At 67.1% G+C, this 25494-nt stretch carries 24 protein-coding genes; 11 read left to right on the top strand and 13 right to left on the bottom strand.

All coding sequences use genetic code 11. The features are described from left to right. The first annotated feature begins 1 nt into the window (after position 1). Genes V3B48_RS03565 through V3B48_RS03550 form a run of 4 tightly spaced genes read left to right on the top strand, consistent with a single transcriptional unit; the run spans position 2 to position 4503 of the window. On the top strand, positions 2-1222 hold the full coding sequence (locus tag V3B48_RS03565; RefSeq protein WP_329893199.1) for a M20 aminoacylase family protein: 1221 nt from the start codon (positions 2-4) through the stop codon (positions 1220-1222). Beyond that, positions 1219-1770 (top strand): GNAT family N-acetyltransferase, encoded by a 552-nt coding sequence (locus tag V3B48_RS03560; RefSeq protein WP_049399083.1) that lies wholly within the window; start codon positions 1219-1221, stop codon positions 1768-1770. The genes V3B48_RS03565 and V3B48_RS03560 overlap by 4 nt, the downstream gene beginning before the upstream one ends. Continuing rightward, positions 1767-3512 (top strand): amino acid ABC transporter permease/ATP-binding protein, encoded by a 1746-nt coding sequence (locus tag V3B48_RS03555; protein WP_121503104.1) that lies wholly within the window; start codon positions 1767-1769, stop codon positions 3510-3512. The genes V3B48_RS03560 and V3B48_RS03555 overlap by 4 nt, the downstream gene beginning before the upstream one ends. 16 nt (positions 3513-3528) lie before the next feature. Next, a complete protein-coding gene (locus tag V3B48_RS03550; protein ID WP_049399084.1) occupies positions 3529-4503 on the top strand; it encodes an ABC transporter substrate-binding protein in 975 nt (324 codons plus the stop codon). Positions 4504-4678: 175 nt separating this feature from the next. On the opposite strand, the gene V3B48_RS03545 is transcribed toward V3B48_RS03550, so the two are convergent. Then, positions 4679-7798 (bottom strand): discoidin domain-containing protein, encoded by a 3120-nt coding sequence (locus V3B48_RS03545; protein ID WP_329893198.1) that lies wholly within the window; start codon positions 7796-7798, stop codon positions 4679-4681. Between the two features lie 198 nt (positions 7799-7996). Then, positions 7997-9073 carry an MBL fold metallo-hydrolase gene (locus V3B48_RS03540; protein WP_329893197.1) on the bottom strand — a complete coding sequence of 359 codons (1077 nt, stop codon included), beginning with the start codon at positions 9071-9073 and terminating at the stop codon, positions 7997-7999. Positions 9074-9177: 104 nt separating this feature from the next. On the opposite strand from V3B48_RS03540, the gene V3B48_RS03535 reads away from it, so the two are divergent. Further along, positions 9178-9789, top strand: coding sequence for a TetR/AcrR family transcriptional regulator (locus tag V3B48_RS03535; RefSeq protein WP_329893196.1), 612 nt, complete (start codon positions 9178-9180; stop codon positions 9787-9789). Here the strand turns inward: V3B48_RS03535 and V3B48_RS03530 are convergent. After that, positions 9786-11732 carry an EAL domain-containing protein gene (locus tag V3B48_RS03530; protein ID WP_329893195.1) on the bottom strand — a complete coding sequence of 649 codons (1947 nt, stop codon included), beginning with the start codon at positions 11730-11732 and terminating at the stop codon, positions 9786-9788. The two genes, V3B48_RS03535 and V3B48_RS03530, sit on opposite strands and share 4 nt — an antisense overlap. 63 nt (positions 11733-11795) lie before the next feature. Beyond that, entirely contained in the window at positions 11796-12698 is a 903-nt protein-coding gene (locus V3B48_RS03525; protein ID WP_329810510.1) for a LysR substrate-binding domain-containing protein, read from the bottom strand. Between the two features lie 120 nt (positions 12699-12818). Between V3B48_RS03525 and V3B48_RS03520 the strand changes: the two genes are divergently transcribed. After that, positions 12819-14330: an MFS transporter gene (locus tag V3B48_RS03520; protein WP_329893194.1), complete on the top strand. Its 1512-nt coding sequence runs from the start codon at positions 12819-12821 to the stop codon at positions 14328-14330. Here the strand turns inward: V3B48_RS03520 and V3B48_RS03515 are convergent. Genes V3B48_RS03515 through V3B48_RS03505 form a run of 3 tightly spaced genes read right to left on the bottom strand, consistent with a single transcriptional unit; the run spans position 14324 to position 16477 of the window. Continuing rightward, positions 14324-15040, bottom strand: coding sequence for an SDR family oxidoreductase (locus tag V3B48_RS03515; RefSeq protein WP_329893193.1), 717 nt, complete (start codon positions 15038-15040; stop codon positions 14324-14326). The two genes, V3B48_RS03520 and V3B48_RS03515, sit on opposite strands and share 7 nt — an antisense overlap. 28 nt (positions 15041-15068) lie before the next feature. Continuing rightward, complete coding sequence (locus V3B48_RS03510) at positions 15069-15797, bottom strand: GNAT family N-acetyltransferase (protein ID WP_329893192.1); 729 nt, start codon at positions 15795-15797, stop codon at positions 15069-15071. Positions 15798-15811: 14 nt separating this feature from the next. Further along, complete coding sequence (locus V3B48_RS03505; RefSeq protein WP_032129739.1) at positions 15812-16477, bottom strand: metalloregulator ArsR/SmtB family transcription factor; 666 nt, start codon at positions 16475-16477, stop codon at positions 15812-15814. 55 nt (positions 16478-16532) lie between these two features. Between V3B48_RS03505 and V3B48_RS03500 the strand changes: the two genes are divergently transcribed. Both V3B48_RS03500 and V3B48_RS03495 read left to right on the top strand, forming a co-directional pair. Continuing rightward, positions 16533-17036, top strand: a complete 504-nt coding sequence (locus tag V3B48_RS03500) for a DUF2938 domain-containing protein (RefSeq protein ID WP_329893234.1) — start codon at positions 16533-16535, stop codon at positions 17034-17036. Between the two features lie 41 nt (positions 17037-17077). Next, positions 17078-17881 carry an APH(3')-II family aminoglycoside O-phosphotransferase gene (locus V3B48_RS03495; RefSeq protein ID WP_329893191.1) on the top strand — a complete coding sequence of 268 codons (804 nt, stop codon included), beginning with the start codon at positions 17078-17080 and terminating at the stop codon, positions 17879-17881. Here the strand turns inward: V3B48_RS03495 and V3B48_RS03490 are convergent. Beyond that, complete coding sequence (locus V3B48_RS03490) at positions 17854-18279, bottom strand: DoxX family protein (RefSeq protein WP_329893190.1); 426 nt, start codon at positions 18277-18279, stop codon at positions 17854-17856. The genes V3B48_RS03495 and V3B48_RS03490 overlap by 28 nt on opposite strands. Positions 18280-18422: 143 nt before the next feature. Between V3B48_RS03490 and V3B48_RS03485 the strand changes: the two genes are divergently transcribed. The 3 genes from V3B48_RS03485 (at position 18423) to V3B48_RS03475 (ending at position 21148) form a co-directional block, all read left to right on the top strand. Continuing rightward, a complete protein-coding gene (locus V3B48_RS03485) occupies positions 18423-19013 on the top strand; it encodes a TetR/AcrR family transcriptional regulator (protein ID WP_049398548.1) in 591 nt (196 codons plus the stop codon). Beyond that, entirely contained in the window at positions 19010-20044 is a 1035-nt protein-coding gene (locus tag V3B48_RS03480) for a heparan-alpha-glucosaminide N-acetyltransferase domain-containing protein (protein ID WP_329893189.1), read from the top strand. Before V3B48_RS03485 ends, V3B48_RS03480 begins: the two co-directional genes overlap by 4 nt. Positions 20045-20143: 99 nt before the next feature. Continuing rightward, on the top strand, positions 20144-21148 hold the full coding sequence (locus tag V3B48_RS03475) for an aminoglycoside phosphotransferase family protein (RefSeq protein ID WP_071228920.1): 1005 nt from the start codon (positions 20144-20146) through the stop codon (positions 21146-21148). A gap of 100 nt (positions 21149-21248) precedes the next feature. Here V3B48_RS03475 and V3B48_RS03470 read toward each other — a convergent pair whose 3' ends face one another. From V3B48_RS03470 to V3B48_RS03450, 5 genes are read right to left on the bottom strand one after another with little or no spacing between them, the layout of a single operon-like run. Then, positions 21249-22136 carry a DMT family transporter gene (locus tag V3B48_RS03470; RefSeq protein WP_121503117.1) on the bottom strand — a complete coding sequence of 296 codons (888 nt, stop codon included), beginning with the start codon at positions 22134-22136 and terminating at the stop codon, positions 21249-21251. A 32-nt stretch (positions 22137-22168) separates the two neighbouring features. Further along, the gene (murB, locus tag V3B48_RS03465; protein ID WP_107431775.1) at positions 22169-23230 is read right to left on the bottom strand and encodes a UDP-N-acetylmuramate dehydrogenase; all 1062 of its coding nucleotides are present in this window, start codon (positions 23228-23230) and stop codon (positions 22169-22171) included. Between the two features lie 8 nt (positions 23231-23238). Next, positions 23239-24294, bottom strand: coding sequence for a quinone-dependent dihydroorotate dehydrogenase (locus tag V3B48_RS03460; protein WP_032127499.1), 1056 nt, complete (start codon positions 24292-24294; stop codon positions 23239-23241). A gap of 8 nt (positions 24295-24302) precedes the next feature. Then, positions 24303-25073: a class I SAM-dependent methyltransferase gene (locus tag V3B48_RS03455; protein WP_329893188.1), complete on the bottom strand. Its 771-nt coding sequence runs from the start codon at positions 25071-25073 to the stop codon at positions 24303-24305. A gap of 5 nt (positions 25074-25078) precedes the next feature. After that, the gene (locus V3B48_RS03450; RefSeq protein WP_010484694.1) at positions 25079-25363 is read right to left on the bottom strand and encodes a DUF4190 domain-containing protein; all 285 of its coding nucleotides are present in this window, start codon (positions 25361-25363) and stop codon (positions 25079-25081) included. Between the last annotated feature and the right edge of the window lie 131 nt (positions 25364-25494).

Here is a 25494-nt window from a genome sequence, read left to right as displayed (position 1 = left end):
GATGAGCGGAGAAAACGCGGTAGCGCCGGGCCATGCCCGGCGGAGTTCCCCAACGACGGGCGTACTGCCGGAAATCGCGGCACGCGCCGAGGCGGCCATCGCGATCCGCCATGACCTGCATCGGCACCCGGAGCTGGCCTTCGAGGAACACCGCACCAGCGCACGCGTGGCCGAGCTGCTGCAGCAGTGGGGCTATGAGGTCACCACCGGCCTCGGCGGCACCGGCGTGGTCGGTACGCTGCAGCGCGGGCAGGGCAGCCGTCGACTTGGGCTGCGTGCCGACATCGATGCACTGCCGATCCACGAGGACTCCGGGCTGGCGTACGCCAGCCAGAACGAAGGGTTGATGCATGCCTGCGGCCACGATGGGCATACCGCCATCCTGCTGTCTGCGGCGCACTACCTGGCCCATCACGGCCGCATCGACGGCACCCTGCAGCTGGTGTTCCAGCCGGCCGAGGAAACCGGTTCGGGGGCCTCGAAGATGATTGCCGACGGCCTGTTCGAACGCTTCCCGGTGGATGCGATCTATGGGCTGCACAACTGGCCGGGCGTGCCGGTGGGGCACTTCGGCTTCGTCGACGGTCCGGCGATGGCGTCGGTGGACTGGGCGCGGCTGAAGGTGATCGGCAAGGGTGGTCACGGCGCCGAGCCGCAGGGCAGCGTCGACCCGATCCTTGCAGCAGCGCACATCGTTACCGCGCTGCAGAGCGTTGTCTCGCGCAATGTGGATCCACGGCAGATGGGCGTGGTCACCGTCGGTTCGATTCACGGCGGGCAGGCCGCCAATGTGATTCCAGACGTGGTCGAGCTGAAGCTGACCGTGCGCGCCTACCTGCCGGAAGTGCGCGACACGTTGCGGCGCCGGGTCACCGAGATCGCCGAGCAGACCGCCGCCGCGTTCGGCGCGCGCGCGGAGATCGAGTTCCCGCGTGGCTTCCCGAGCGTGATCAACCACCCTGAGCAGACCGCCTACATCCGTGAGGTGGCCGTACAGGGCTTCGGAAGCGAGCAGCTGGTGCCGGAGTTCGCGCCACGCACGGCCAGCGAGGATTTCGCCTTCCTGCTGCAGGCGCGGCCGGGCAGTTTCGTGTTCGTCGGCAACGGCGACAGCGCACCGCTGCACAGCCCGCGCTATGTGTTCAACGACGCCGCCATCGCGCCCGCTGCCAGCCTGTGGGCGCGGCTGGCCGAGGACTATCTGGTGAAGGACGTGGCATGAGCAGCAACGAACGCTTCCTCTACACCTCGGTGGATGATCCACTGGCGCGGCCGCTGTTCGATGGCCTGGAGCAGGAGTACGACAGCCGCTACGCCGACGTGCGTCGACGCATCGGCGGCAGCGCCCGCGAGGAACTGCAGCGCTATCCGGCACAGGCGTTCGCGGCACCGGTTGGTGCGTTCGTGCTGCTGCTGCGCGATGGTGTGGCGATCTCCGGCGGTGCCTTCATGCCGCACCGCGATCCGGACACCGCCGAGTTCAAGCGCATCTGGACGCTGCCGGGCCTGCGCCGCCAGGGCATCGCGCGGCGTGTACTGCAGGAACTGGAGGACCAGGCGGCGCGCCAGGGTTACCGACGGGTGTTCCTGACCACCGGCTTCCGCCAGCCTGAAGCCGTCGGCCTGTACCTCAGCCACGGCTACACTGCGCTGTTCGATCTGGAGGCCGATCCGGAATCCATCGCCCACTTGCCGTTCGAGAAGCACCTGGGCGTATCGGCACCCGCCGTTGTGCCATCACAGACCGTGCTGCACGGAGCCCACGCATGAGCACGCCTTCGACCGCGCTGGATGGCATTGCCACACGCCCGGCGCCAACCCCGGCGTTGAAGATCGTGCCGGCCCGGCATCCGCTGCAGGTGGTCGGAACCCTCCTCGCGTTGGCGCTGATCCTGATCGGGCTGCAATCAGTGTTGGGCAATCCGCGCTGGGGTTGGGGCACCTTCGCCGAATGGTTCTTCGCACGCCCGGTGCTGGAAGGCCTGGGTCGCACACTGCTGCTGACCGCACTGGGTACCGGACTGGGATTCGCGCTGGGTACCTTGCTGGCGTTGGCCCGCGTGTCCGGCTCGCCACTGCTGTCGGCGGTGTCGTGGGGCTATGTGTGGCTGTTCCGTTCGATCCCGCTGCTGGTCCTGTTGCTGCTGCTGAACAACCTGGGCTACCTGTACAGCACCATCGAACTGGGGGTTCCCTTCACCGGTATCAGCCTGTTCTCGTACCCGACCACGCAGCTGATCGGTGTGTTCACCGCCGCAGTGCTGGGTCTCACCTTGAACCAGGCCGCGTTCTCGGCCGAGGTGATCCGTGGCGGCATTCTGTCGGTCGACCATGGCCAGTACGAGGCTGCGGCCGCGCTCGGCCTGCCGCGTGGTCGCCAGGTGCGCCGCATCATCCTGCCGCAGGCGATGCGTTCGATCCTGCCGGCCGCGTTCAACGATGTGATCGGCCTGGCCAAGAGCACCTCGGTGGTCTACGTGCTGGCGCTGCCGGAGCTGTTCTACACCGTGCAGGTGATCTACCGGCGCAACCTGGAAGTGGTGCCGTTGCTGATGGTGGCCACGGTCTGGTACCTGGTGATCCTGACCGTGCTGTCGCTGCTGCAGCGGCGCGTGGAGCAGCGCTTTGCGCGCGGCCAACTGCAGCGCGAGCGTTCGGTATCGCGTGTCTCGTCACCGACGTGCGCCACAGGTGAGGCTGCACCGCGCGTGGTCAATCGCCCGCGCATCGCCGCGCAGGTTGAAGCGGGCGAGGGGGCATCGGTATCGCTGCACGGTGTGGGCAAAGTGTTCGGCGACCAGCCGGTGCTGGAAGACGTGAACCTGGACCTGCGCGCTGGCAGCGTGACGGTGCTGATCGGCCCGTCCGGCGCTGGCAAGTCCACGTTGCTGCGGCTGATCAACCACCTGGAACGTGCCGACAGCGGCTATGTGACCGTCGGCGGGCAGCTGATCGGCTACCGCCGCGATGGCGACACCCTGTACGAGCTGCCCGAACGCGAGATCCGCCGCCGTCGTGCGGAAGTGGGCATGGTGTTCCAGGGCTTCAACCTGTTCCCGCACCTGACTGCGCTGGAGAACATCATCGAGGCACCGATCGCAGTGCGTGGTGTGTCGCGCGCGCAGGCCGAGCAGCAGGCGCGCACGCTGCTGGAACGGGTCGGCCTGGCCGACAAGGCCGATGCCTTCCCGCGCCAGCTGTCCGGCGGCCAGCAGCAGCGCATCGCGATTGCCCGCGCACTGGCGCTGCAACCGAAGGTGCTGCTGTTCGACGAACCCACGTCGGCGCTGGACCCGGAACTGGTGGCCGAGGTGCTGAGTGTGATCGAAGAGCTGGCCAGCTCCGGCACCACGCTGGTGATCGTCACCCATGAGCTGAGCTTCGCCCGCCGCGTGGCCGACCACGTGGTGATGATGGACCAGGGGCGGGTGATCGAGCAGGGCACGCCCGAGGCGCTGTTCGAGCGCCCGCGCCAGCAACGCACCGCCGATTTCCTGGCCAAGACCCTGTAACCCCGGAAGGAAGACCATGAGCCCTGCAGCACCGCGTCGCCCCTCACGCAGCACCCTGTTGATCGTGGGCGTGCTGGTCATCGGCATCGCCGGCATCGTCTATTCGCGCGTGCGTCAGGCACCGGATGCCGGCACCGTGGCCGCAACCAGCCTGGCGGGTGCGAACACCGCCATCCTGAAGGGCACGCTCGATCCGAAGGCGCAGGCGTTGATTCCGGCCGACTATCGCTTTGTCACGCCTGGTACGTTCACCGTGGCCACCCATCCGGGGCAGCTGCCGCTGGCCGACTATGGTACCGACAGCAAGGACGTGGTCGGCATCGAGCCGGACATCGCGCGGCTGATTGCCGATGGGCTGGGCCTGAAGCTGGTGATCGTGCCGGTGGCGTGGGCCGACTGGCCGTTGGGGTTGGAATCAGGCAAGTACGATGCGGTGCTGTCGAACGTGACGGTGACCGAAGAGCGCAAGAAGAAGTTCGATTTCTCCAGCTACCGTTACGATCTGCTGGGAATTTACACGCGCACTGATGGGCCGATCCAGAAGATCGAAAAGCCGGCCGACGTTGCCGGGCTGAAGGTGGTGGTCGGTGCCAGCACCAACCAGGACCAGATCCTGCGCCAGTGGGACCAGCAGAACATCGCCGCTGGCTTGAAGCCGGTGGAGTACCAGTACTTCGATGACGCCGTGGTTGGGCGGCTGGCAGTGATCACCGGGCGCGCCGATGTCTCGTTCGAGCCCAACGCCACCGGCGCCTATTCGGCGCGCGATGGCAAGGTGCGGCGTGTGGGCCTGTTCCCGGGGGGCTGGCCGAACGCCGCGGCGATCTCGGTGACCACGCGCAAGGGCAGCGGCCTGGCTGATGCGGTGACGCAGGCGCTGAACACCCAGATCGGCAGTGGCACCTATGCGCAGGCGCTGAAGCGATGGAATGTGGCCGAGGAGGCCGTGCCGCAGTCGCAGACCAACCCGCCGGGATTGCCGACGCTCTGACGCCGGGCATGGCCCGGCAGCTACCGCTGCTTTTGTAGAGCCGAGCCATGCTCGGCTGCAGTTCGCGTGGTGTGCGATGCGTCGAGCATGGCTCGACTCTACAAGAGCATCCACGCATGGCGTGGATCTACTCGCAGAGTCTGATTTCTGTAGAGCCGAGCCATGCTCGGTTGCATTACCAGACCGCTTCCAACGTCCGGAACGGTTTCGCCAGGCGCACGCCCTCGGCATCGAAGTCGGAAACGCTGCGTCCATCCACGCGCACAGACTTCGGCGCGGTCCGGTTCGGCCACCACATGCGCACGGCGGTGTCCTTGCGCAGCCCCTCGCCAATCACCACTGTCAGCAGCCCGTCGCGTTGCCGCGCCTGCATCTGCAGCGTGCCATACGCGGTCGGCAGGCGTTCCACCGACAACCCATCCCCGGCCACCCAAGACGGCGGCGTGCCCGGCAGCAATGACAACGCGTCATCGTCCTCGCGCATCAGCATGCCGAACAACGTGCGGCCGTACTCGGCGCCGATCCAGGTGTGCGGCATGTCGCCCAGATAGCGCGGGAAGCGCAGCCGCGAATGCACGACCTCGGCCAGCACCTGCCATTCAAGCGGGCGCCGGTCATGCAGCAGCCCCTGTAGCAGCTCGTCGGCCGCCTGCGGCTGGCCCAGGTGCACATAGCTCAGCACATTGCGGATCTCGTACGGGGTGTAGGCATACAGCGCACCGGGCTGGCTGCGCTTGCGCACGTCGTCCAGGTAGCGGGCGAAGGTGGTCCGCAACGCATCTGCCGGCAGCACGCTCTGCGCACCGGTGGGGTCCAATGCAATCGAAACGCCGGTGGGATCACCATCGCCCAGATCCGCCGAGGACGGAATGAAGTCGATGCCCTTCCACGCCATCGTCGCCCGGATCGAGGCATGCAGTGCGTCGTACAGCAGCCTGTACTGTTCGCGCGCCCAACGGGCGGTTTCATGGTCGCCAAGTGCCTCTGCCAGCCACGCGCCGTCGTGCCAGCCCTTCAGTCCCCAGTAGTCATCCCAATAGCTGTGGGTGGGCGAAGGATAGCCCTCATGGCTGATCGACGGCGCAAGAATGCCCGCGAATCGCTCCGGCGCCGGCTGGTCGGCCTTGTAACCGGGCACCAGCGTGCGCTCGCGCAGCTCCTGCAGGAAGCGCAGCGCCGCTTTCACTTTCGGCAGGTACGCGCGCACCGACTCCGCACCGCCATCGAGGCGGGCGACATCGGCGACCAGTGCCACATACTGGCCCTGGCTGTCGTACTCGATGTCCGAACCAAAGCCGGTGTTGACGCTGCCATCGTCGTTGAGGATCGGCGAGACCAGTCCGCTGCCGTGCACGCCGTGCTGGCTGTACCACGCCAGGTAGTCGCGCGCGACCTTGGCTTCACCCATGCGCAGCAGCACCGCCGAGGTGGCCATGCCATCGCGGATGAAGGAGCGGTTGTAGTTGCGCGGGCCGGGCTGCATGGCCGGGCCGGTCTGGTTGATCAGCATGTAGGCAGCCTGCGCGCGCAGCATGTCGACCAGCGAGGGATCGGGCAGGCGCAGGCCGACCTGGCCCAGCCGTGCCTGCCAATCTGCCGAGGCCTGGTTGGCCAGGGTGTCGAAGGCATCGTTGCCGTCGCGAGGTAGCGAGGAAAGGTCGAGCGCGGGGGCTTCCGGCAGCACGCCATTGGAGTCGGCAGCGGCAGTGCCGAGTGGGAACGCCACGACCACCGCATCGCTGGCACCGGGGGCGAGGCGGATCCGGTAGCTCAATGCGGCTGCGGCCAGTCCTTGCTCGTCACGTGCCTGCTGCGAGGAAGGCAGTTCGCCGGCAGCGACGTCCGCGGTGATCTCCGTTGTGCCGTCCTTCCCGAACGGCGCCACGCCGGACGCAGCCACCGGCGTGAGCGACTGCAGCAGCGTGCGGCCATTGATGCGCACCGCCTGTCCGTCGATGCGCACCTCGCGGATCGGCGACAGCCCGCCGTTCTGCCACGGCGGGTTCATCTGCATCGGTCGTACCGCCAGGGTCAGCGTGCCGTCGATCGCCGTGGTGCCGGAGTTGCGCAGGCGATGGCGGAGAAAGGTCACCGGTTGGCCATCGCGCTCGATGGCGAACACCTCACTGCGCAGTTCCAGCCCAGGCTGCGGCGACCAGGTGGCCGAAGGCATAGGCTTCCAGCCATCGCGCAGGGCGTGCTGTACGGGCTGACCGGCGGCACCTGCAGCACGCCCGTCGGCGCTTCGCCAGAGCGGCTGCACCAGCGGCGCACCCTTGAACGCTTCCAGGTTGCCGTATTCGTCGAAGATCGATTTCTGCCGACCCGCGTGCACACCCACGGCGGTCCAGTAGGTCTGCTGCATCTGCAGCGAGGCGGGGAACAAGGCACGTTGCGCACCGCTGGCGGCAATCTGGTAGCGCTTCATCGGCGTCATCACGGCTTTCGGGCCGAGCAGGCGCAGGCGCGCGATCTGCGGGGCAGCGCCGTCCACGCTCAGGCGGAATGCATGTAGAGGTTGTGCCGTGTCAGCAGCCAGCCAACTCTGCCGATGGCTGGCCGCCTGTGCATCGTGTGCGAGGTCCTGCCATCGGCCCTGTGCGTCCTGCGCCTGCAAGCGGGCGGCGCCGCGCCCGCCATCGGCCCAGTCGACCGCGAGACCGGCCGTGGACTGGGCGCGAGGCAGCATGATCTCGAGCGTATGGGATCCACCTTTTCCGGCTGGAACCGCGACGGTGCCACCGCCTTGCCAGAGCGCCGCCGCCTGCGCTGCATCGACACCGCTGATGCGTGCGCTGAGCGTGCTGTCCAGCGGCTCCATCTCGAAGATCGACACGCCCCAATCGGAGGTGCGCTGTGGGCTGGCCAACCGCAGGTAGCGCGCCTGGCGTGGCGCGAAGTACAGCGTTTCCACGTCGCCCAGCGAATCGGCCATGGTGTACGCGGTCTGCCACTGCGTGCCGTCCAGCGAGGTCTGCAGTGAATAGCCCTCTGGATTGGAGACATCCCAGGTGATCCGTGCGCCCGCCAGCATCGTCGGTGCACCCAGATCGATCTGGAACCAGTGGCCCGGACTGAAGGCGCCGCCGGTGACGGTCTTGGGGTCGCCGTCGATCAGGTGGCTGATCGCCATCGCCGGTACCTGCTGCGAGGACGCGCTGGCCTGCCATTGGCTGCGTGGTGGCAGCGTCTGTGCCTGTGCGGAGGATGCCAGGACGGCGAGCATCAGAGTGGCGGCGGGTCGCCATGGGGCAGGTGGGCGGGAGACCTTGGGGCGTTCGGCGCGCAACGTCATTACGGACAGCCTCGCAGGTTCGACCGGAATCGGGCGAGCGCTACGCTAGCAAGGGATGTAATCGGTTACATGACGCACTGCAGCGGCGCAGGCCGTTTCTGCGTAGAGCCGAGCCTACGCTCGGCTGCCGTTCGGGTAGGCGCAGCCGAGCATGGCTCGGCTCTACATGGCTTCCGGCAGGTCAAGCGGCATCCCCCATTACAGCTCCACCGTCTCCCACCAGCGCGTACCCGCCTGCGGCGCCTGCATGTCCAGTGCTTCGCCCATCATCGGCGTGGCCACCGGCACGTTCTTTGCGCCAGCCAATGCAGTGATGCGCTCGAACGGCTGTTGCCATGCGTGCAGCGCCAGATCGAAGGTGCCGTTGTGGATCGGCAGCAGCCACTTGCCGCGCAGGTCCAGGTGCGCCTGCAGGGTCTGCTCGGGCTGCATGTGCACGAAGGCCCAGCGCGGGTCGTAGGCACCGGTTTCGATCATGGTCAGGTCGAACGGGCCGTACTTCTCACCGATGGCCTTGAAGCCGTCGAAGTAGCCGGTGTCGCCGCTGAAGAAGATGCGGAAGTCGCCGTCCTGGATCACCCATGACGCCCACAGGCTGCGATCGCTGTCGCCCAGACCGCGGCCGGAGAAATGCTGGCCCGGGGTGGCGGTCAGGCGCAGGCCACTGGCCTCGGTCGATTGCCACCAGTCCAGCTGTTCGACCTTGCTGGCGTCCACGCCCCACGCAATCAACTGGTCGCCCACGCCAAGCGGTGCGATGAAGCGCGCGGTCTTGCCGGCCAGCTGCATCACCGCGGCATGGTCCAGGTGGTCGTAATGGTTGTGCGAGAGGATCACGCCGGCGATCGGCGGCAGTTCGTCGATGCTGATCGGCGGTGCGTGGAAGCGCGCCGGTCCCATCCACTGCACCGGCGAGGCGCGCTCGGAGAACACCGGGTCGGTCAGCCAGTACTGGCCACGCAGCTTCAGCAGGATCGTGGAATGCCCAAGCCGGAACAGGCTGCGATCAGGCGCGGCGTCCAGGGTTGCACGGTCCAGCGGCAGCACCGGAATGGGGTGGGCGGGCACGGTGCCCTTGGGCTTGTTGAACAGGAACGTCCACCAGATCTCCGCGCCATCGCGCAGGCCCATCGCCGGACGCGGCAGGGCATTGCGGAACTTGCCGTCGCGGTACTGCGGCGAATCGGGGAAGTCGGGGAGGGACCAGGACTTGCAGAAGGTGTAGGCGGTCACGGCGAGGATTCCAAGCAAAAGGACAAGGAGCAGGCGCTTCATGGGTGACGTCCGCTGGGTACACTGCACAGTGTAGTTTCGTATTTTTCAAAAGTACACTGCCGGGTGTAAAATGGTGGCGTCCGTTCAGTTATCTGGTTCCTGCCATGTCCCGTGCCCCGCAACGCCTGACCGACCGCAAACGCGAAGCCATCGTGCGTGCGGCGGTGGAGGAGTTCCGCGCGTCGGGCTACGAGGCGACCAGCATGGACCGCATCGCCGAGGTGGCGGGGGTCTCCAAGCGCACCGTCTACAACCACTTCCCGAGCAAGGAAGCGTTGTTCTCGATGATCCTGGAGGAGCTGTGGGAGCGCAGCGTGGCCAGCGACGCACTGCCGTACCGCGCCGACCAGCCGCTGCAGGCGCAGCTGATGCAGCTGCTGGGGCAGAAGCTGGAGCTGCTCAGTGATGCCAACTTCATCGACCTGGCACGGGTGGCAATGGCCGAGATCATCCATTCGCCGGAACGTGCGCAGGCCATCGTCTGCCGCATGGGCGAGAAGGAAAGCGGGGAGAGTGCGTGGATCCGCGCGGCAATCGCCGATGGCCGGCTGCGCCAGGTCGATCCGGAGTTCGCCGGCCACCAGCTGCACGGGCTGGTGAAGAGCTTTGCATTCTGGCCGCAGGTGACGATGGGGCAGGCGCCGTTGAACGAACAGGAGCGCGCACGCGTGGCCGAATCGGCGGTGGCGATGTTCCTGGGTTTCTACGCGATCTAGCTGGCAGCGAAGCGGCGGAACTCGTCGGCCGGCAGCGCCGCCGAGTACAGATAGCCCTGGCCGACATCCACACCCAGTGCGCGCAATTGCTGTTCCTGCGCGAGGGTTTCGGTACCCTCGGCCACCACGATCGCACCGCAGCGATGCGCGACTTCGACGATGAAGCGAACGATCGACTGCGACTTGGCGTCGGACAGCGTGGCAATCAACGCCTGCTCGATCTTGACCTCGGCGATGGCCAGCTGCGAGAGCAGGATCAGGGTTGAATAGCCGGCACCGAAATCATCCAGTGACAGCGTGACCTCCGCCGCCAGCAGCTGTGTGATGTTGGCATCGACCACGTCGCGCTCGACGATCTCGGTCCATTCGACGATCTCCAGGCGCAGCATCACGCCGGGCACATCGTGCAGTGCCAGCAATTCCTGCAGGCGCAGGCCGAAGTCGGGCAGGCGCAGTGACTCGGCCGAAACGTTCACGGCGATCTTCAGCTGCGAGCCATCGCGTCGGCACTGCTGCAGGAAATGGATGGCCGACTGCAGCGTGGCCCATTCCAGTTCAGCCAACCGCCCCTGCCGGCGCAGCAGCGAGATCACCCGCATCGGCGCGATCAGCCGGCCCTCGCTGTCGCGCATGCGCAGCAGTGCTTCGGCGCCGACCAGCTGGCGATCCTGCAGGCGATGCTTGGGCTGGTAGCACAGGGGGGCATCTCCCTGCTGCAGCCAGCGTTCGAGGGCGACTTCGATCAGGGCGTCGATCTCGCTGTCGCGCTGGATCGGGTCGTCGAAGAACACGACGCCGGATTCGATCGCACTCAGCGCCACGGTGATCGCGCGGAACGGAAGATGTCCTTCGTCGGCATCGGCGGGGGGCTTCAATTCGACCACCGCACAGCGGAACAGCGGCCGGAAGCCGGGCCAATCGCGGCCGACCCGATCGGCCAGGTTGCTGGCCAGCTCGGTGATCTGCGGCTGCGTGCGCAGTTCGAACAAGGTCAGGTCGCGCACCAGGATCGCCAGCGCGGCATCGCCGAACTGGTAGATCTCCAGCTGCCCGGCTGGCAGCGAGGGCAGCAGCCGATGCACCTCGTCGGTGCTGTCGCGCTGCCACAGGCCGTTGTCCTGCAGCGGACCATAGCGCAGGCGCAGATCGCGCAGGTTGCCCATCTCGGCCACGATCAGGCAGGCCTTGCCGATGCCGTCGTTGTCGCGCCAGTAATGTTGCAGGCGTTCGCCAAGTGCACGCATGTTGGGCAGGCCACTGATCGGATCGATGCGCAGCCAGGCCTGTTCGCGCTGACGCTGTGCATCGATCTGCGCATCGTTGTAGACCAGCGCGAACACCGCGCCGAGCATCAGCAGCGATAGTGGCAGTGCCAGCAGCCGCTGGATTGCCAACTCCTCCACGGGCAGCTGATTGGCGCCGATGATTGCGACGCCCAGTGCCAGGCCCAACGCAGTGACGGCGATACGCACGCCCCAGGCCTGCAGGATCACGCGCAGCGAGAGCTCATTGAGCATGCGCGGGTGCAGGCGCCTGCGCAGCCAGACGCCGGCCAGCATCTGCAGCGTGGCCTCGAGGCCGGCCGGCAGGAAATACTGGGTGCCGGCAAACTGGTAGCGCGCCAGCAGGCTGGCGGCCAGGCAGGTCAGGCCGCCGCGCCAACCACCCAGCAGGCCACTGACCAGCAGGATGTCGAAGCCGAGGTGCAGCTTGACCACTCCCTGGGTGTAACGGGCCACGAACCAGGAATTGAACAGGTAGATCAGGCCCAGCGCCACGCCGACATACAGGCGACGGCCTTCAATGGCGTGCCCGGCGCGGCGGGTGGCGATCAGCAGCACGCCGATCATGCCGATCACCGCCGTGGCCTGCAGCAGGTACAGCGGCAGGCTGGGCAGGGCGCTGTCCAGGACCTGGGCCGAGACCCGTGAAAGCGCATCCATAGCAGGTTCCCGCCTGTGACCGACGGCCAGTGACGAGCAGCGTAGTCGCAGCAGGGCGCAGGTTCAATTGCACTGGTTGGGTTCGGGCAGGAGGTGGTCGGCCATGAAATCGACAAACGCGCGTACACGCGGCTGCTGATGGCGATGGCTTGGCCAGAGGGCCCAGAAGGTGCTGCGCTCGGTGCTCCATGGGTCCAGGACGCTGACGAGTTCACCGCGGTCCAGCGCATCACGCGTGGCGAAGTCGGGCAGGCACGCAATGCCATGGCCGTCAATGGCCATGTGCAGGATCGTCTCAAGATGATTGGCAGTCATTGCGGCAGTCAGCCGCGGCTCAGTGCCTCCCTCATGCGTGGGCAGCGGCCAACGTTCGATCAGGCCGGTGCCGGGAAAGCGATGGAGGAGGCATGCGTGACCGCTCAGATCCTCCGGGTGCTGTGGCGTGCCGCGCTTGGCGAAGTACGCAGGGGCGCCCACACAGAGCAGGCGGGCACTGCCGAGGTTGCGGCCGTGCAGCCTGGAGTCGGCGGGGTTGCCCGTGCGGACAACGGCGTCGAAGCCCTCCTCGATGACATCGACAAGACGGTCGCTGAAGTGCAGGTCGAGTTCGATGGCGGGAAAGCGGTGCGCAAAGGCCGATAGCACCGGCAGCATCAGTCCGCTGGCGAGTGGAAGACTGACCTTCAGGCGACCGCTGGGCGCGGCCTGGGCGTCGGTCAGCTCGCGCTCCGCTGCGGCGACCTCGGTCATGATGCGACGGCAGCGTTCAAGGAACTGCTCGCCTTCGGCAGTCAGGCTGACGCTGCGGGTATTGCGATTCAGCAGGCGGGCGCCCAGGCGCTCTTCCAGCCGGGCGATGGTCTTGCTTGCCGCCGAAGGGGTGATGCCACGCTGTCGTGCTGCGGCCGCGAAGCTGCGTGCCTCGGCGACCAGAACGAAGAGGCTGAGACCGGCAAAGCTGTCCATGACATGGCCATTGATGACGTTCCTGTCATTAAAGCACGGACACGACGATGGATTCTTAGGCGATAGCGTCGTCGATAGCATCAATGGGGTGGCGCCTGGCCACGCTGGAGCTTCATCGACATGTCTGTTGCCTCTGCTGAGACGGCCGGATCATCACGCTTTGGAGTGGTGCTGGCGGGCTGCCTGACGGCGCTCACCATTCCCTTGAGCATTGCCAGCCCCGCCGTGGGCATTCCCGCGATCCGGGACGCGCTGGGCGGTTCGCCTGCGGCGTTGTCCTGGATCATCAACGCTTATCTGTTGACCTACGGCTGCACCACGCTGGTCGCCGGTGGGCTGGCCGATCTGCATGGCAGGCGCCGGATCTGGCTTCTGGGCGGCGCGTCGTTTGCGCTGGTCACCGGCCTGATCCCCTTGATGCCCGGTGTGGCGTGGATCAATGCACTGCGACTGCTTCAGGGGATGGCGGCGTCGGCGGCGTTTGCCGGTGCGATGGCGTCGCTGGCGCAGGTGTTCGACGGCCAGGCGCGGGCAAGGGTGTTCAGCCTGATCGGCACCACCTTTGGTGCAGGAGCCGCAGGCGGTCCGCTGCTGGCAGGCGGATTGATCGATGCGCTGGGCTGGGAATGGGTGTTCTTCCTGCCTGCGTTGCTGGCCGCCCTGACCGTACCGTTGGTCGCCCTGTCATCCGTCGAATCGAAGAGCACCGGTTCGCCACGCCTGGATTGGCTGGGCGCCGTCACCTTCATGCTGGCGCTGGGGGCACTCACCTACGCCATGATCGTGCTGCCGGAACGCGGCCTGTTGCATCCGCAGACGCTGGTACTGCTGGCGCTCTCGATGGTGTTGCTGGCCGCGTTCATTGCCGTCGAGCGCTCCCATCGAACACCGCTGCTGGATCTCGGGCTGTTCCGCAACCGGCGCTTTGTCGGCGTGCAGATTCTCGCCGCTGCGCCTGCGTTCTCGTACGTCGTCCTTCTGGTGGTGCTGCCGGCGGGGTTCATCGGTGTTGAAGGGCTGCGGCCCACCGAAGCCGGACTGGCGATGGCAGCATTGTCTGCACCCTTACTGGTTGTGCCCCTGGTTGCCGGTTACCTGCTGCGCTGGATTCCGGCGCGGACGCTGTGTTGTGCGGGCCTGTTGATCGGCGCGCTTGGGCTGGCATGGCTGGCCCAGGTGTTCCAGCTACCTTCGGTGCGCTGGATGCCGATGCTGGTCATCGGGATCGGCATCGGTCTGCCTTGGGGGATCATGGATGGCCTGGCGGTCAGCGTGGTTGGCAAAGAGCAGGCAGGCATGGCCGCGGGCATCTTCAACGCAATGCGACTGGCAGGCGATTCCATTGCCCTCGCGCTTGTCGGCATCATGCTTTCTGCCCGGATTGGCGGGAGCGTAGCGCTGGAAGCCGGCGTCGTGGCCCGTGCAGCTGTGCACCGGCTGTCCATGGGCGACCTTGGCGGAGCGGTGGAGGCATTGCCCGGCGTTTCGAGAACGGCACTGGCCCAGGCATACATGGAGTCCGTCCGTGGCCAGCTGTTTGTCCTGGCGATGGCGACCGTGCTGACCGCCATCGTGCTCGGGTACCTGTTGCGCGAAGAGGTCGAGCCTGGCCTGCGCAGAGTCGGTCAGTAGCGCGGGTCGGCGATGGCCGGCAGCACCAGTTCGCGCACGAAGCCGGACGGTGACAGCTGCAGCAACGCGCGCACCACCGCAACGACGTCGTGCACCGGCACCAGCTCGCCCTCGCCGCGCGCTGCGGCCTCTGCCACCGGCACCGACAGTGCATCGTCGGTGTTGAGGTAGCCCAGCTGCAGGCTGGTCACCGCCAGGCGGCGATCGCGGAAGCCCTCGCGCAGTGCATCGGCGATGCCGTTGAGCGCGAACTTGGATGCGCCGAACGCCACTTCCGGGCGGCCGCTGCGTGGCAGTGCCGAGGTCGAGCCGGTCAGCACCAGCTGCGGGCGTGGCGCGCCCAGCACCCGCGGCAGCAGGCGCTGCAGCAGCACCAGGGTGGCGGTGATGTTGACGTCGACGAGTTGGGTGAGCGCGGCATCGGTTTCGTCGAGGAAGGCGTACTCGTCGCTGAAGGCGGTCTGTTCCCAGATGCCCAGGTTGTGGATCAGCACATCCAGATCGGCAGGTGCCTGTGCTGCGATGTGGTCGGCAGCCACGGTCGGCTGGGACAGATCGGCTTCGATCCACTGCAGGGTGACGCCCTCGGGGCATTCAATATCGCGCGGTCGGTTGCGTGAAACGCCGATGACGGTGTCGCCTGCACTGCACAGGCCTTCCACGAACGCCCGACCGAGGCCCCTGCTGGCGCCAATGACCATCAATTTCATGTTGCTTCCTTGTTGTACTGCGGCGGCCTCAGTCGACCGCCAGAACGGTGTCCCAATCGGCGAACGCACGCAGGCCGCTGCGTTCGGCGGTAATGATCGAGGCGGTGTTGTCGAGCTGGCAACGGTACTGCGGCTGCAGCCCGGCCGCCCGCGCGGACACGGCCATGGCGCGTACCAGCTGGCGCGCATGCCCGCGACCGCGGGCTTCGGGCAGGGTCAGCACGCCCATGTCGGCCAGGGCCGGATCCAGGCTCCACGGGTACATGCTTCCCGCGGCAACCAGCCGCTCGCCATCGAAGGCGCCGAACACCTGCCAGTGGTCCAGCTCGACCCATGCGGCATCCAGATCCTCCTCGCTCGCGCTGGCCTGGAACCCGTCGAACGCGGCTGCGTCGGCCGGGCCAAGACGGCGGATATGTGGCGGTGCAGGGCGCTCGGCCAGGGCCGCAAGTTCTGCGGCGGGGAAGTAGAAGACGCGATCCGCGCCATGCGTGCGCTGGCCGAGCTGCTGCAGGCGCAGTTGCAGCTGCGGGAGCGTCCAGTGCGGCTGCGCGTGCAGTTGCAGGCGAGCGGCCAGGGCCGGGCGCAGCAGTGCGCGCGCGGGGCCCACGACCGGCTGCAGCAGCATGCCGTCCTCGCCCTCATCGAAATCATCGCTGCACGCCAACTGCAGCAGTGGATCATCCTGCAGCATGCGCTGCCCGGAGAACACGCTGCGCCAGGTCGCATCGATCAACGGGGCAAACACATCATCCATGACCGGTGTCTCGCTCAGTGCCGGGGCAGGTCCACCTGCAGGCCGGCGGCCTTCCATTCGGGGTAACCGGCGGCGAGCCGCTGCGCGGTCAGTCCGGCCTCGCGCAGCATCGCCACCGCATCGTTGGACAGCACGCAGTAGGGACCGCGGCAGTACGCGACAATGTGGACGGCACGCGGCAGTTCGTCCATCCGTGCACGCAGTTCCGTAACGGGAATGTTCAGCGCGCCGGGCAAGTGGCCCAGATCGAATTCCTCACGCGGTCGCACATCCAGCAGCACCACGCTGCTGCGTTGTTCCAGCAACTGCTCGACAGTCAGGCCTTCCAGAGCATCGCGGCGCTGCAGGCTGTCGTGGATCACGCCGTGCATCTCGCTGCGCTGGTGGTCGGCATAGTCGCGCAGCGCGGCCAGCAGGTTGCCCAGCGGACCCTCACCACTGCGGTAGAGGATGCGCTTGCCATCGCGTCGGGTCTGAACCAGGCCGGCACGGCGCAGCTGCTGCAGATGCTGGGAGGTATTGGCCACCGACAGCCCGGTCAGTTCGGCCAGGCGCTCCACTGCGCGCTCGCCCTGGGCGATGTGCTCCAGCAGGGCCAGGCGATGGGCATGGCCGAGCGTGCGGGCGATCTCGGCCAAGGCTTCCAGCGGTGAGAGCGGTGGCTCTGTTGCAGCGTTCATGCGGCGCACGCTAGCATCGCTCTAGCATTCAAGCAAATAATTGAAGGTGCGCGATATGGCTGGCCTGGCGACATTCGTGATGGATTCGGTGGTAGTCGGCGTGGGAGCGACCGCTGTGATGGACCTGTGGGCGCTGGTGCAGCGGCGGCTGCTCGGCATTCCCTCGCTGGATTTCGCGATGGTGGGCCGCTGGCTGGGGCATCTGCCGCGCGGGCGCTTCCGCCACGATGGCATCGGCCGCTCGGCAGCGGTCAGTGGCGAGCGCGCGCTGGGTTGGACCGCGCATTACGTGATCGGTGTGGTCTTCGCCGCGTTGCTGCTGGCCGTGGTGGGGAACGGTTGGGTGCAGGCGCCGACACTGTGGCCGGCGCTGGCCTTCGGCATCCTCAGCGTCGCCGCACCGTTCCTCATCCTGCAGCCGGGCATGGGCACGGGCATCGCCGCTTCAAAGACCCCGGCGCCGGGCAAGGCGCGCCTGCGCAGCCTGGTGGCGCACAGTGTGTTCGGCCTGGGCATGTACCTTTCCGCGTTGTTGCTGGCTGCGGTCCATGCAGGATGAGCGAGAATCCGTGGGGTCACCGGCAACAGGAACACCTCGGCATGGAAGCACCCGAATCCATCACTGATGACATGCCGCTGCCGTGGGCGTGGCAGGACGCATTGGCCGATGCGCGCATCGAGCGGCAATCGATCGGTGTGTCGCGTGCGGATGTTGCCCGCGTGCATCGGCCGGGCCAGGCCGATGCTTTCCTGAAGTCGGAAGTGATCGACGCCTTCAGTGAGCTGGGCGATGAGACCGCACGCCTGCGTTGGCTGCAGGCACAGGGACAACCGGTGCCAACGGTGATTGCCACTGCCGAAGAGGCGGGCCGGCGCTGGTTGCTGATGAGCGCGCTGCCTGGCCGCGACCTGGCCTCGTCGCCGGAGCTCGCGCCGCAGCAGCTGGTGGAGCTGCTGGCCGACGCGCTACGCGGGCTGCATGCGTTGCCGGTGGCAGCCTGTCCGTTCGACCAGCGACTGGCGTCGCGCGTGCAGGTCGCGCAGGCCCGCATTGAAGCGGGCCTGGTGGATGCCGATGATTTCGATGACGAACGCCTGGGCCAGAGTCCGCAGCAGGTCTTCGCCGAACTGTGCAGCATCCAGCCCGACCATGAAGACCTGGTGGTCAGCCATGGAGACGCCTGCCTACCGAACCTGATGGCGGTCCAGGGTCGCTTCAGTGGTTTCATCGACTGTGGCCGGCTGGGTGTGGCCGACCGCTACCAGGATCTGGCGCTGGCCGCGCGCAGCCTTGTCTACAATTTCGACAACACGCGTTGGGTGGCGCCGCTGTTCAAGCGCTACGGCATGGTTGCCGACGAACGACGGTTGGCGTTCTACCGGTTGCTCGACGAATTTTTCTGAGCCCGCGCATGGCTGGCGATGGCCGCGCAGATCAGGCCACCGACCACGCTCAGGTGTTCCAGCGCGAAGAACAGGGCCAGCTGCTGTTCGGCGCCGTGCTTGTTCCAGAAGGTATGCACGATGACGATGGTCAGCAGCATGAACAGCGCCAGCGCGCCGCTGCCCAGCCAGAGCAGGCGATCGAGCAGCAGGCACAGTGCGCCGCCCAGCAGCACCACGGCGCTGGCGATGTTGAACAGCACAGGCGGTTGCAGCCCGGACGCCTGCATTTCGGCCACGCTGTTGTCCCACGCCAGCAGCTTGGCCAGGCCCGAGGACAGGAACACCACGGCCAGCAACAGCCGCGCGAGGAACCACAGCACGCGGCTGTCGAGCAGGGTGATGATCATCCGTGGCATGCAGGAACTCCGGGTTGAGCGTGGGACAGGCCGCGCAGCATCGGGCCTCAACCGCAGTTGAGGTCAAGGCTGGCTGAACGGAGCCCGGCGTTGGCTGGATTGCCAGCTTCTAATTGGACGAACGTTCGTTCACTATTTGCGCCATGAACCGAGCCGACCGCAACGAGCAACGCATCGCGCAGATCCTGCAGGCCGCCCTGCAGTGCTTCCTCGTGAAGGGATTCCACCAGACCAGCATGCGTGACATCGCGCAGGCGGCCGGCGTCAGCCTGGGCAATCTCTACAACCACTTCCCGGGCAAGGAGGCGATCATCCTTGCGGTGGCGGTGGCCGAGAGCGAAGAACTGGCACCGTTGCTGCAGCGACTGGCCGCGTCCGATGGCGAACGCACACAGGTGATGGCCTTCCTGCAGGACTTCCATGCGCTGTGCCGGCAGCCGGAGTGGGCAACACTTGCAGTGGAGGTGCTGGCCGAGAGTGCACGCAATCCGGCCGTCGCCGAGGCCTTCGCGGCCAATCGCAGGCAATTGCAGGCGACGCTGGCCGAAGCCCTGCAGCAGATGGCACAGCGCGAACGTCGGCGTCCCGTACTGGCGCCGGCACTGCAGGCGCAGGTGCTGCTGGATGCCATCGAAAGCGACGCACTGCGTCGGGGGCTGGGCGAAGCCGATGGCACCAATGAGGCATCGCTGGATCTTGGCCTGCTCGCGCTGCTGCTCGGGGCACGCGCATGAGCGTCGTGGACCGGCGGTTGCACGGCCTGGACCTGGCACGCTACCTGGCACTGGCCGGCATGGTGCTGGTGAATTTCCGTCTGGCGATGGCCGTGCCGGCAGAGGGTGAGGGGTGGCTGGCAGGGTTCTTCCATCTGCTGGAAGGCAAGGCTTCGGCGACGTTCGTTACGCTGGCTGGCTTGGGCCTGGTGTTGGCCACGCAGCGGCAAGGGTGGTGGCCGGCCAGCGTGCAGACCTGGAGGCGCGCGCTGTTCCTGATGGTGCTGGGCCTGCTCAACCTGACCCTGTTCCCGGCCGATATCCTGCACTACTACGCGGTGTATTTCGCGTTGGCAGTGCTGTGGCTGCGTGCCTCGCCGCGGGTGTTGCTGGCCAGCATCGTGGGCCTGGCGGCCTGTTCGTTCTGGGCGTTGCTGCATTGGGATTACAGCCAGGGGTGGAACTGGCAGACGCTGGAGTACGCCGGTCTGTGGCAATGGCCGGGCGCGGCCCGCAACCTGCTGTTCAATGGCTTCCACCCGTTGATGCCGTGGCTGTGCTTCTTCCTGCTGGGCATGCTGCTGGCGCGCCTTCAGTTGTCGCAGCCTCGGGTGCAGCATGCATTGCTGGTGCTGGGGCTGCTGCTGATCGGCGCCGGCCAAGGCGTGCAGCATCTTGCGCAGGGAACGCCGTGGCAGGCGTGGCTGGGTACGCAGCCGATGCCGCCAGGACCCGCCTACGTGCTTACCGGTGCGGGCGCGGCCTGCAGTGTCATCGCCGCCTGCCTGTGGCTGACGCGCGTGCGACCGGGCGACTGGCTGGAGCCGTTCACCGCGGCCGGGCGCATGACCCTGACCCTGTATGTGGGTCACATCCTGCTGGGCATGGGCACGCTGGAAAGCCTGGGCCTGCTTGATGGCAGTGCCTCGCTCGCGTCGGTGCTGTTGTGGGCGCTGCTGTTCCTGATGCTGGCGACCGCTGCGGCGTGGCTGTGGTCATGGCAGTTCGCGCGCGGTCCACTGGAGGCGGTGATGCGCCGTATTGCAGGCTAGTTCTCTGGTCGTGCCGACGCGATGTTGTGACGGACATGTCTGTGTCGTGGCGAGCGCATCTGCGATAGTGGCGGCAGGTAACACTTTCCGCTTGCATCCATGTCATTCGCTTCGGCGCAGCATCTCGGCGAAGTCCTGCAACAATCCTATGGCATCACCCCGACCGCCGTGGTGCCACGCCCGGTGGGCGCCGACGCCAATGCCAGCGTGTATCGCGTCGATGCGCGGCACGGGCAGTGGTGGTTGAAATGCCGCACCTACCAGGTCGACCCATCGGTGTGGGACAGCCTGCACTGGATGCGCGGCACGTTGGGTATCGATGAGATCGTCGCGCCGTGGCCGGCACTGACCGGTGGTGCGTCGGTGCAGCGCTGGGGATTGCAGTTCACCCTGTTCCCTTACGTGGAAGGCCAGTCCGGGTTCGAGGCAGCGTTGAGCCGCACGCAGTGGAAACGGCTGGGTCAGGTGCTGCGGCGCCTGCACGGCGCGCAGCTGCCACCGGAACTGCAGCAGGCGTTGCCGATCGTGCGGCTTGAAACGGCGGCGCTGGAGACCGTTGGGCAATGGCTGGCCGGCGAGGGCCTGGCGGCCGCGAAGGACGGGCTGGGCCGCGCATTCGTTTCGGTATGGGACCAGCAGCACGCGCGCATCACAGCGCTGCATGCACAGGCACGGGAACTGCTCGCGGCCTTGCAGGACGTGCCGGTAGACCTGCACCTGTGCCACACCGATCTGCATGCCGGCAACCTGCTGATGGGCAATGACGGGGGCCTGCACCTGATTGATTGGGATGGCCTGTCGCTGGCACCGCGCGAGCGCGACCTGATGTTCATCGGTGCGGCGGTTGGCGGGCGCTGGGGGCGCGAGAATCCGCTGGGCTTCGAGGACGGCTACGGCAGCGACCGCGGCGATCCGCGCTGGATCGCCTGGTACCGGCACTGGCGCATCCTGCAGGACCTGATCGAGTTCCAGCAGGTGCTGCTGGGCAGCGATGGCGAGGAGCGTTCGCCGCAACTGCGCCGACAGTCGCTACATTACCTGGGCGAGCAGTTCGCGCCGGGCAATGTGTTCGATGCGGCGGAGCGGGTGTATCGCGCGTTGTAAATGCACGTCACCTGCCATGGGTGAACCGTCGCGCTTCGCGCGATGAGTCGAGCATGGCTCGACTCTACAGGGTTCCCCGGTGTCTGCGCAGGGTGCGGATCTACTCGGCGGGCTTGGCTGCCGCCGAGGCCGCTGCGCTTGCGGCGCGGCGCGACAGCACGGCCTCGCGATGGGCGATGTAGGCGTTGGCGGCGAGGATGATGCCGGCACCGATGATCGTCCAGCGGTCCACCGTTTCGTTGAACAGCAGCCAGCCGCACAACGTGACCAGCGGCAGCTGCAGGAAGCTGATCGGGGTCAGTGCCGAGACTTCACCCAGGCGCAGCGCACGCGTCCACAGCAGCTGGCCGATGGTGCCGAGCACGCCGGTGGCCAGCAGCCACAGCCACGCCACGCCGGTCGGCCAGACCCAGACGAACACTGCCGGGATCAGCGACAGCGGCACCCAGAACACGTAGGTATAGAGCACCACGGTGTCGGCGCTGTCGATGCGGGTCAGCTGCTTGATCTGGATCGCCACCAGCGAACTGAGCACGGCCGCACCCACCGCCACCAGGCTGCCCGCAGTGAAGCCCGCGGTACCGGGGCGGACGATCACCAACACGCCGATGAAACCGACCACCACCGCCGCCCAGCGACGCACGCGCACGGTTTCACCCAGCCACAGCACGGCGGCAATGGTGACGAACAGAGGGGTGGAGTACGAAAGCGAGACCGCCTGCGCCAACGGCAGATGGCCCAATGCCCAGAAGGCGCACAGCATCGAACCCAGGCCGATCGCACTGCGCACGAAGTAGCGCGGCAGCTGCTGGGTTTTCAGCGGCGCGTGGCCTGGCCGCAGCAGCATCGGCAGCAACGCCAGCAGGCCGAAGGCGTTGCGGAAGAACGCCACTTCCTGGGTGGGCACGTAGCGCGTGGCATAGCGGATCGCCACGGCCATCAGGCCGAATGCCATCGTGCTGCCGAGCATCAGCAGCGCCGCCCGCATCGGGGTGGCGCTGGGGGAGAGGGCGGGGGTGTTCACCACTGTGCGCCGAGCAGGCGGGGCTCCGGTTCGATTGGCACGCCGAACTTCTCCAGCACGGAAGCAGAGATGCGTCGCGCCAGCGCCAGCAGTTCAGCGCCGGTGGCGTTGCCGTGGTTGACCAGCACCAGTGCGTGGCTCGGCGCCACGCCAGCATCGCCTTCGCGGAAGCCCTTCCAGCCGCAGGACTCGATCATCCATGCCGCCGAGACCTTGCGCTTGCCGTCCTGGTCGGACGGGAACACCGGCAGCTCGGGGAAGTGCTGCAGCAGTACGTCGACCTGTTCCAGCGGCAGCACCGGGTTCTTGAAGAAGCTGCCGGCGTTGCCCAGTACATCCGGGTCGGGCAGCTTGCGGCGGCGGATCGCGATCACCGCATTGGCCACGTCCACCGCACTGGGCAATTCCACACCCTGCGCCTGCAGTTCCTCGCGGATGCCGGCGTAGTCCATGCGCAGGTCATGCAGCAGTGGCAGCTTCAGTTCGATGGCGGTGATCAGGTAGCGGTCCATCTGCTGCTTGAACACGCTGTCGCGGTAGGCGAAGCCACACTGTTCGTTGTCCAGCCGCACCCAGGCCTGCTCCTGGCAGTCCCAGGCTTCGACGGCCTGGATGAACTCGCCGACCTGCGCGCCGTAGGCGCCGATGTTCTGGATCGGCGCGGCACCGGCGGTGCCGGGAATCAGGGCCAGGTTTTCCAGGCCGGACAGGCCTTCCTGCAGCGACCACATCACCAGGCCGTGCCACGGCACACCGGCACCGGCGCGGATCACGGCATGGTCGGCGCGATGCTCGAGGAAGCTGATGTCACGGTTGCCGAACACCAGCACGGTGCCCGGCAGGTCCTCGGCGATCAGCACGTTGCTGCCGGCACCCAGCACCAGCAGCGGGCCGCTGGCCACTTCGGGCAATGCCAGCACTTCCGGCAGCAGCGTGGGATCGTGCAGTTCCAGCAGCTGAGCGGCGCTGGCCTGCACATGGAAGGTGTTCAGGGCCTGCAGCGGCGCATTGCGGGTGAGCGTCCAGCGCAGCGGGGCGTTGCCGTCGACGGTATCCATGGGCGCGCTCACAATGGGGCCACCGCGCCGCGGCTCGGCGCTTCGCGGCGGCGACGGATCGCCTCCACGCATTCGGAGACGAGGGCCGGGCCGCGGAAGATCAGGCCGCTGTAGCACTGCACCAGCGCCGCACCAGCAGCCATCTTGGCCACGGCGTCGGCACCGGACAGGATGCCGCCAACACCGATCAGCGGCACCGACTCGGGCAGGCGCGAACGCAGGCGGCGCAGTACCAGGGTGGACTGCTCCAGCACCGGCGCGCCGGACAGGCCGCCGGCCTCGTTGGCCAGCGGGTCGCCGGCCACCTTGCTGTGGTCGATGGTGGTGTTGGTGGCGATCACGCCGTCCACCTGCAGTTCGCCCAGCACGCGGGCAGCGGCATCGATGTCGCGCTCGCTCAGATCGGGCGCCACCTTGACCAGCATCGGCACGCGGCGACCGTGGCGGGCCGCGAGATCTTCCTGGCGGTCGCGCAACTGGCTGACCAGCTGGCGCAGCGCGGTTTCTTCCTGCAGTTCACGCAGGCCGGCGGTGTTGGGCGAGGAGATGTTGACGGTGATGTAGTCGGCCAGCGGGTACACCTTGTCCAGGCAGGCGATGTAATCGTCCACGGCCTGTTCGTTCGGGGTGTCCTTGTTCTTGCCGATGTTGATGCCGAGCAGGCCGCGGCGGTTGCGCGCGCGCTCGACGTTGCGCACCAGCGCGTCCACGCCCGCATTGTTGAAGCCCATGCGGTTGATGATCGCGTTGTGTTCCGGCAGGCGGAACAGGCGCGGCTGCGGATTGCCGGCCTGCGGGCGCGGCGTGATGGTGCCGATTTCGACGAAGCCGAAACCCAGCGCGAACAGCGCATCGATGTGCTCGCCATTCTTGTCCAGGCCGGCGGCCAGGCCGACCGGATTGGGGAAGGTCAACCCGAACACCGTGCTGGGCATCGGCGCGATGCGTGCGGCCAGCAGCGGCGTGGTGCCGGTGCGGTAGGCCAGGTCCAGTGCGGACAGGCCAAGGCCGTGGGCGCGCTCGGCGTCGAGCGAGAACAGGAAGGGGCGGGCAAGCGAATACATGCGTCGGTTCAGTCCAGCGTGCCGAGGAAGGCTCGGGTTCGATATTCAAAAGCAACCTGGCCGTCGACCGCGTGGGCGGCGAACAGGTCCTGCAGAGCGTCGATCATCGGCGCGTGACGCGGATGACCGGCTTGCGGGGCATAGGAGGAGGACAGCAGGCGCCCGCGCAGGGCGTCGAAGTCCAGGTGCTGCACGTTCGGCAGCTCGACCATGCCGCGCAGGCCGGGGCCGAACCAGGCCTGCATGGTGGCATCGTCCTGGTAGCGCTCGGCCACGGCGGAGTAGTCGGTGCCGTAATCCAGCAGCAGCTGTTCGTAGCCGACCAGGAACGGACTGGCATCGAGCAGGCGCGAATTCCAGTAGATCAGTACCAGGCCACCCGGGCGCAGGATGCGCTGCCACTCGGCGCGCACCGCCACGGTGTCGAACCAGTGGAAGGCCTGCGCGACACTGACCAGATCGATGCTGGCGTCGTCCAGTGTGGTGGCCTCGGCGCGGCCGTCGACCGCGCGGAACTGCGGGTACTGCGGTGCCAGCCATTGCTCGGCCGCGCCCCGCATGGCGGCATTGGGTTCAACCGCGACTACCGGATGGCCGCTGGCCAGGAACTGGCGGCTGGAAATACCGGTACCGGCGCCGATGTCGGCGACCAGCGCCTCGCGGCTGACGCCCATCGGGCCGTGCAGCCATTCCAGCAGCGCGGGTGGGTAATCGGGCCGGTAGCGGACGTAATCGGCGACGCGGCTGCTGAAGCGTTCAGTGCTGTCGGAGGCGGTCATGGCAGTCAGTTCGACATCGCGGCGAGCCAGGCCAGGCCGCCGAAGAACAGGATGAAGACCAGGATGGCGGCGATCACCGCGCCGACCATCACCCAGCCCAGTACCAGACCGGTGACGGCCAGGCCATCGCCTTCCAGTTCATGCGGGCGGCGGCGGATCTCGGCGCGGGCCATGTGGCCGGTGATGATGGCCACGATGCTGGCCACGAAGGGCAGGACGGTCCAGCTGGCGATGCCCATGACCAGGCTGACCACGGCCAGGGCGCTTGTCTGTCGGGGTGCCACGCTCATCGGGGTCCTCCTTGGCAGTGTGCACATGATAGTGCCTCTGCCCGGGCAATCCCATGCCCGGCGGATGCGATGGCAGGCGTCGACCTTGGCAGACGAAAGGCATTTCAGCCACGGTAGGCGTCGACCTTGGT

The sequence above is a fragment of the Stenotrophomonas sp. SMYL20 genome, from assembly GCF_036320045.1.
Classification (GTDB): Bacteria; Pseudomonadota; Gammaproteobacteria; order Xanthomonadales; family Xanthomonadaceae; genus Stenotrophomonas; species Stenotrophomonas maltophilia_A.
The sequence above is the reverse complement of the archived record's forward strand: the minus strand, read 5'-3'. Positions and strand labels throughout refer to the sequence as shown.